This is a genomic window from Streptomyces fuscigenes (genome assembly GCF_021556455.1).
Lineage (GTDB): Bacteria > Actinomycetota > Actinomycetes > Streptomycetales > Streptomycetaceae > Streptomyces > Streptomyces fuscigenes.
Genome location: NZ_JAKGCV010000336.1, coordinates 1 through 6,133 on the forward strand (window position 1 = coordinate 1; position 6,133 = coordinate 6,133).

8 protein-coding genes are annotated in these 6,133 nt (G+C 75.2%); 5 read left to right on the top strand and 3 right to left on the bottom strand.

Annotated elements, in window-relative coordinates; all coding sequences use genetic code 11:
* Positions 1-81 precede the first annotated feature (81 nt).
* A complete protein-coding gene (locus L1885_RS21630) occupies positions 82-711 on the bottom strand; it encodes a TetR/AcrR family transcriptional regulator (RefSeq protein ID WP_235798828.1) in 630 nt (209 codons plus the stop codon).
* A 201-nt stretch (positions 712-912) separates the two neighbouring features.
* On the opposite strand from L1885_RS21630, the gene L1885_RS21635 reads away from it, so the two are divergent.
* From L1885_RS21635 to L1885_RS21650, 4 genes are all read left to right on the top strand, one after another.
* A complete protein-coding gene (locus tag L1885_RS21635; RefSeq protein ID WP_235798829.1) occupies positions 913-1,785 on the top strand; it encodes a TIGR03620 family F420-dependent LLM class oxidoreductase in 873 nt (290 codons plus the stop codon).
* Between the two features lie 158 nt (positions 1,786-1,943).
* The gene (locus L1885_RS21640; protein ID WP_235798830.1) at positions 1,944-2,690 is read left to right on the top strand and encodes an SDR family NAD(P)-dependent oxidoreductase; all 747 of its coding nucleotides are present in this window, start codon (positions 1,944-1,946) and stop codon (positions 2,688-2,690) included.
* Between the two features lie 164 nt (positions 2,691-2,854).
* A complete protein-coding gene (locus L1885_RS21645; protein ID WP_235798831.1) occupies positions 2,855-3,223 on the top strand; it encodes a nuclear transport factor 2 family protein in 369 nt (122 codons plus the stop codon).
* 263 nt (positions 3,224-3,486) lie between these two features.
* Positions 3,487-4,239 carry an SIS domain-containing protein gene (locus L1885_RS21650; protein ID WP_235798832.1) on the top strand — a complete coding sequence of 251 codons (753 nt, stop codon included), beginning with the start codon at positions 3,487-3,489 and terminating at the stop codon, positions 4,237-4,239.
* 166 nt (positions 4,240-4,405) lie between these two features.
* On the opposite strand, the gene L1885_RS21655 is transcribed toward L1885_RS21650, so the two are convergent.
* Positions 4,406-4,735, bottom strand: coding sequence for an ArsR/SmtB family transcription factor (locus L1885_RS21655; protein ID WP_235798833.1), 330 nt, complete (start codon positions 4,733-4,735; stop codon positions 4,406-4,408).
* 204 nt (positions 4,736-4,939) lie between these two features.
* Here L1885_RS21655 and L1885_RS21660 point away from each other — a divergent pair, with 204 nt between their 5' ends.
* Complete coding sequence (locus L1885_RS21660) at positions 4,940-5,707, top strand: SDR family NAD(P)-dependent oxidoreductase (RefSeq protein ID WP_235798834.1); 768 nt, start codon at positions 4,940-4,942, stop codon at positions 5,705-5,707.
* Between the two features lie 166 nt (positions 5,708-5,873).
* On the opposite strand, the gene L1885_RS21665 is transcribed toward L1885_RS21660, so the two are convergent.
* Positions 5,874-6,133, bottom strand: a 260-nt coding sequence (locus L1885_RS21665; RefSeq protein WP_505016784.1) for a GAF domain-containing protein, incomplete at its 5' end; no start/stop codon positions are given.

Below are 6,133 nucleotides of genomic sequence, written 5' to 3' on the forward strand. Positions count from 1 at the left end.
GTGGCGCACGAGGCGTGAGGCGCCGGGCGGCGTGACGTCCGAGCCGGGCTCGGTGAGCGGGGCGGGGGCGGCCTCCCCGGGTCAGGCCGTCCGCGCGACCTTCGATCCGGCCGTCGCCGGTGCCCCCGGCACCGCGCGCAGGGCGATGTCGACCGTGGCGTGGAGGGCGGAGCGGGCGGCGCCCGCCGCGGCGTGGATCGCGTTGCCCTCGCTGACGACCATCACGTAGCGCGCCAGCGCGGTGGGGTCGGTGCCCTTGGGCAGGTCGCCCTCGTCGACCGCGCGGGCCAGGCGGGCGGCGAGCGCCCGCTCACCGGCGAGCCGGCTGCCCGCCAGGAACTGCGAGATGTTGCCGTGGTCGCCGCCCTCGGCGATTCCGCCCTGCACGGACAGGCAGCCGGGCGGGCGGCCGGGCTGGGTGAGCGCGTCGGCGTTGGCCCGCAGGAACGCCTCCACGACGGCGTACGCCGTGGGCTGCTCCAGCGCCTCGCGGGCGTAGGCCATGTCGATGCGGGCGTAGCGCGCGAGCGCGCTGCGGAACAGCTCCTCCTTGTTGCCGAACGCCGCGTACATGCTGGTCCGGTTGATGCCCATGGCGTCGGTGAGGTCGGTCAGCGACGCGCCCTCGTACCCCCGCCGCCAGAAGACCTCCACGGCGCGATCCAGCGCCGCGTCCGCGTCGAAGCCGCGCGGCCTGCCCCGTTCCGCCATGCTCCACCACCTCCGCCGGGCGCCTCCGCGGCCTCGCGGGGCGCTCCTCGTGTGCCCTCGCCGGGCGCTCCCGTACCGCCGCGGAGGACTCGATCCGCGCCCCCGCGGGGCACCCCCCAATTTTAACCGCTCGGTACGGAAATACTTCCGAGGCCTGCCCAGTTTTCAGTACCGTTCGGTACAGAAAGAGGGAGGGTCATCATGAACCAGCTGAGCGAGGGAGCAGGCCGGGTCGGCCTGTGGAGCATGCGGCTGCGGGCGGCCGGCCGGCCCGAGGTGCGCGAGGCCGTCGGCGAACTCGACGCGCTCGGATGGCGCGCGCTGTGGATGCCGGGCCTGGCCGGGGACGGGGCGCTCGACGACGTAGGGCACCTGCTGGCGGCCGCGCCGCACAGCACCGTCGTCACGGCGGTCCTCAACATCTGGGGCCAGAGCGCGGACGAGGTCTCCCGGCGCCTCGCCGCGTACGACGCGGCACACGGTCCCCGCACCGTCGTCGGGCTCGGCATCGGCAACGCCGCCGGGGCCGCCGCGCACGGCCGCGCGTACGGGGACCCCGTCGCCTCCATGGGCGGCTACCTGGACGAGCTGGGCGCGGGCGTCCCGGCCGGGCGGCTGCTGCTCGGCGCGCTCGGCAACCGGATGGTCGACCTGGCGGCGTCCCGCACCGCGGGCTGGCACCCGTTCCTGGTGACCCCCGACTACGTGGCGGCCCAGCGCGAACGCGTGGGCCAGGCGCCGTTCCTCGCGCCGCACCAGGCCGTCGTGCTGGAGCCCGACCCCGCCGCGGCACGCGCCGCGGCCCGGGCCGAGATCGGGGCGTTCATCGGCTTCCCCGCATACCGCGCGAACCTGCGGCGCCTCGGCTTCACCGAGGACGACCTCGTCCCCGGCGGCAGCGACCGCCTCGTCGACGCGCTCGTCGCCCACGGCGACACGGACGCCGTCGCCCGCCGGGTGCGCGAGCACCTCGACGCGGGCGCGGACCACGTCGCGCTGCACGTGATCAGCCCCCGGGAGAAGACGGCGCTGCCGCGCGCCGCGTGGCGTGAACTGGCCGCGCTCCCCCGCTGAACCGCCCGCGCCCGGGCCCGGACCCCGCACGCGGGGGCCGTCCGCGCTCCGCGTGGCACCGCAGCGCATGTCACCGCACGACACGTCACCACCACATCCACGACAACTTCGTCGCCGCGGCGGCCCGGCCCCGGCGTCCACGCAAGGAGAAACACATCATGGGACAGCTCGACGGCAGGACCGCCCTCGTCACCGGCGCCACCTCCGGCATCGGACTCGCCGCCGCCCGGCGGCTCGCCGCGGAGGGCGCGCACGTCTTCATAACCGGCCGCAGACAGCAGGCACTCGACGAGGCGGTGGCGTCGATCGGCGACCGCGCCACCGGAGTGCGCGCCGACATTGCGAACCCCGCCGATCTCGACCGCCTGTTCGCGGCCGTCGGGGAGCGGGGCGGGCTCGACGTCCTGTTCGCCAACGCCGGAGGCGGCGAGTTCGCGGCCCTGCCCGACATCACCTGGGACCACTACGCCGACACCTTCAACACCAACGTCGGCGGAACCCTGTTCACCGTGCAGAAGGCGCTGCCGCTGCTGCGCCGCGGCTCCTCGATCATCCTCTCCGGCTCCAACATCGACACCAAGGGCAGCGCCTCGTTCAGCGTCTACGCCGCGAGCAAGACCGCGATCCGCTCCCTCGGCCGCAGCTGGGCCGCGGAACTGGTCTCCCGGGGGATCCGGGTGAACACGATCGCCCCGGGCCCCATCGAGACCCCGGGACTGTCCGGACTGGCCGCCGACCCGGACTCCGCCCGGCAGCTGCTCGACGGCCTGGCCGCCGGCGTGCCGATGAACCGGCTCGGCCGTCCCGAGGAGATCGCCGACACCGTGCTGTTCCTCGCGTCCGACGCGAGCAGCTACATGACCGGCGCCGAGATCTACGTCGACGGCGGCGCCAGCCAGATCTGACCGCACGCCGCGGCCCGGCCCGGGCCGCCGGAGATGATCCACTGATCCCGGCGCCCGGCCGGCCCGAACCCGGGGCGACCGCCGCGGGCACCACCGCGCCGGCCGCCCCGGCACCGCACCGCACCGCACCGCACGGCACCACACCGCATTTGAAGGAGCACACCATGACCACCCCCGGAACCCGCACCGTGACGGATCTGCTGGCCGCCAACCTCCACGAGGTCTTCGGCAACCGCGACGCCGCCTCGCGCCGCGCGGCGATCGAGCGGATCTACACCGAGGATGTCGTGTTCACCGACCCGGAGGGCGCCGTCACGGGCCGGGACGCGCTGGAGGAGAAGGCGCGCGACCTGCTCGGCAAGGTGCCGGCCGACTTCCGCTTCGCCGAGGAGGGCCGCCGCTACGCGAGCGCCCACGACGGCGCGCTCGCCTGGACGTTCGGCCCCGAGGGCGAGCCCGCGGCGCGCGGCATCGACGTCATCACCGTCCGGGACGGCAGGATCGCCACGCTGCTGACGCTGTTCAGCGCGTGAGGCGCGCGGGCCGGGCCCCGGCCGCCGCGTGAGGTCCGGCAGGCCGCCGCCCGGGCGGCTCGCCGGCCCGTCCACGCACGCGGGCCCGATGCCGTATTGACACCGGGATGGTCCGGACCAGATGGTGATCGCCGGCACGGCCGCCGGTCCGGACGCGGGTGCCGGGACGGGGCGTGCCCGGAAGCGCGCGGCACCGGCCCGGCGGCCACCGGACGGGGCCTCCGCGACACGGAACGGCGCAACGCCACGACGAAAGGGCCCCCATGGACGACCGCAGCCCCGCAGACCGGTTCTTCGACGCCGCCGCAGGGCTGCTGGCCCGCGTGCGCGACGAGGAGGCCGCGTCGATCGCCGCCGCCGGGACCGCCGTCGCGGACGCCGTGGCGACGGGCCGCCGGGTGTTCGCGTTCGGGGCGGGCCACTCGTCGCTGCCCGCGCAGGACACCGTCTACCGGGCGGGCGGCCTCGCGGTCATGAATCTGCTGACGGTGCCCGGCATGACCGGCGTCGACGTGCGGCCGGCGACGCTCGGCTCGGCCCTGGAACGGGTCGAGGGGCTCGCCACCACCGTGCTGGACACCTCCCCCGCCGCCGCCGGGGACGTGCTCTTCGTCGTCTCCCTGTCGGGGCGCAACCCCCTGCCGGTGGAGATGGCCCACCACGCAAGGGAGTTGGGCCTGACCGTCGTCGGCGTGACGTCCGTGGCGTACGCGACCGGGACCACGCCGCGCAACCCGAGCGGCACGTTCCTGAAGGACCACTGCGACATCGTCCTCGACAACAAGATCGCCGTCGGCGACGCCGAGTTGACCGCCGAGGGGGTGGCGGCGCCCTTCGCGCCCGCGTCCACCGTGGTGACCAGCGCGCTGATGCAGGCAGTCATGGCGACCGCGGCCGCCGAACTCGCCGCGCGGGGCGTCGAGCCGCCGCTGCTGCGCTCCGGCAACATCGACGGCGGCACCGAGTGGAACGTGCGCGTCATCGAGGAGAACGCCGAGCGGATCTTCTGGCACTGAACCGGTCGCCCGGGCCGGGTGGGCTCCCGCGCCCCGGCCACGGCCGCTGCCGCGCGCTCCTGCCCCGGCCGCTGCCCCGGCCGCGCGCTCCTGCCCCCGGCCCCGCACGCGCACCCGCGGCCCGTCCCGGACCCGCCCCGGCGCCCCCGCCCGTCCTGATCAACCCTCAGGACGCGGGAGCGTCCGCCCGTTCGGCACGGGCCGCGGCGAGAACGCTCTCCAGCACGGCGGGGTAGCGCCGCCGCGCCTCCTCACGCAGCGACACGTGGCAGCGCGTGCCCTCCATCCGCTGCCGCATCAGCCCAGCCTCCCGGAGGGTCTTCATGTGGTGGCTGAAGGTCGACTGCCCGACGGACACGGTGAAGTCCGAGCGGACGTGCTCCCTCCCGTCCGCGAGCACGCCCATGACGTACAGGCGCACCGGATCGCCCAGGGCCGAGAGCACCTTGGCGAGAGGTACGTCGTCGAGTTCGGGGTGGCTCACTTCCTTGGGCATGGCCTGTACTCTACCCCGATATCGAACATCGACGATGTTCGATAGAGTGCGTCCACCGGGGCCACCGCGCCGGTCTCCGCCGCACGCGTCGCCTCCGCCGCTGCCTTTCCCGTCGCGTTCCGGCCGTCCGGGCCGTGCGCGGCCCCTTCGGCTTCGGCCGGGAGGCGCCCGGCCGTCCGCCCGTACGACGAATGAGGGAATCCCGTGACCGAAGCCCAGCACCACCGCACTCTGCACGACCACGTGGTCGTCGTCACCGGCGCCGGTTCCGGGATCGGCCGGGCCACGGCCGTGGCCATGGCGGAGGCGGGGGCCCGCGTCCTCGGCGTCGGCCGGCGCGAGTCCGCCCTGAAGGAGACCGCCGCCATACGTCCGGGCATCGCGGTTCTCGCCGCCGACGTGTGCGCCCCGGAGGCACCCGAGACGATCATCGCGACGGCCGTCGACCGGTGGGGCCGGCTCGACGTGCTCGTGAACAACGCGGGAGCCACGGCACGCGTCTCGCTGGACGACCTCACCCGCGCACGCGTCACCGACCTGTTCGACCTGAACGTCGTGGCGCCCACCATGCTCGCCCAGGCCGCCCTGCCCCACCTGCGCCGCAGCAGGGGCTCGATCATCAACATCTCCAGCACGTACGGCCACCGCCCCCAGCCGGGTGCCGCCCACTACGCGGCGAGCAAGGCCGCCCTGGAGCAGTTGACGCGCACCTGGGCGGTCGAGCTGGCCGGGGACGGGATCAGGGTGAACTCCGTGGCCCCCGGCCCGACCGAGAGCGAGGCCCTGGGCGTGAGCGGCCTCACGCGGGAGCAGGTGGTCGAGGTCAAGCGGGAGCAGGCGTCCACGATCCCGCTGGGCAGGCGGGGAGAGCCCGAGGACGTCGCGTCCTGGATCGTCCGCTTCGCGGAACCCGCCGCGTCGTGGCTGACGGGCCAGGTCCTCACGGTCGACGGCGGCCTCGAACTCGTCTGAGCCCCGGCGCTCCGCGGATTCCCTGAGGTACCGAGTATTCCGTGGGGTCCCGAGTGTTCCCTGAGGTCGCGGGGTCCCTGAGTGCCTTGAGTGCCTTGTGTGCCTTGTGTGCCTTGTGTGCCTCGAACTCCCCGGGGGACGGCCCGGTCCCGTGCCGCGGCCCCGTTCAGGGCTCTGCGTGCAGGCACTCCGCCAGGTCGAGCGACGCGGCCATCCGGGCCGTCACGTCCTCCGCGTACAGCGCGTCCGGCCGCTCGAAGGCCGGCCTGCTGCCCGAGCGCAGGAACGTCACGACGCCGAGCGAGCGGCCGCGGCTGCGCAGCACCGTGCACAGGGCGTGGACCGTGTCCGACGGCCACTGCCGGGCCGCGGCCCAGGTGGGCGGCGCCGGGACCGGCGCGCCGGGGGACGCGGCCGGGCCCTGCG

Bases quoted from the DNA above. Each gene is read 5' to 3' on its own strand.
- L1885_RS21650 (WP_235798832.1), top strand. From the start codon at position 3,487: ATGGACGACCGCAGCCCCGCAGACCGGTTCTTCGACGCCGCCGCAGGG.
- L1885_RS21640 (WP_235798830.1), top strand. From the start codon at position 1,944: ATGGGACAGCTCGACGGCAGGACCGCCCTCGTCACCGGCGCCACCTCC.
- L1885_RS21630 (WP_235798828.1), bottom strand. From the start codon at position 711: ATGGCGGAACGGGGCAGGCCGCGCGGCTTCGACGCGGACGCGGCGCTG.
- L1885_RS21655 (WP_235798833.1), bottom strand. From the start codon at position 4,735: ATGCCCAAGGAAGTGAGCCACCCCGAACTCGACGACGTACCTCTCGCC.
- L1885_RS21645 (WP_235798831.1), top strand. From the start codon at position 2,855: ATGACCACCCCCGGAACCCGCACCGTGACGGATCTGCTGGCCGCCAAC.
- L1885_RS21635 (WP_235798829.1), top strand. From the start codon at position 913: ATGAACCAGCTGAGCGAGGGAGCAGGCCGGGTCGGCCTGTGGAGCATG.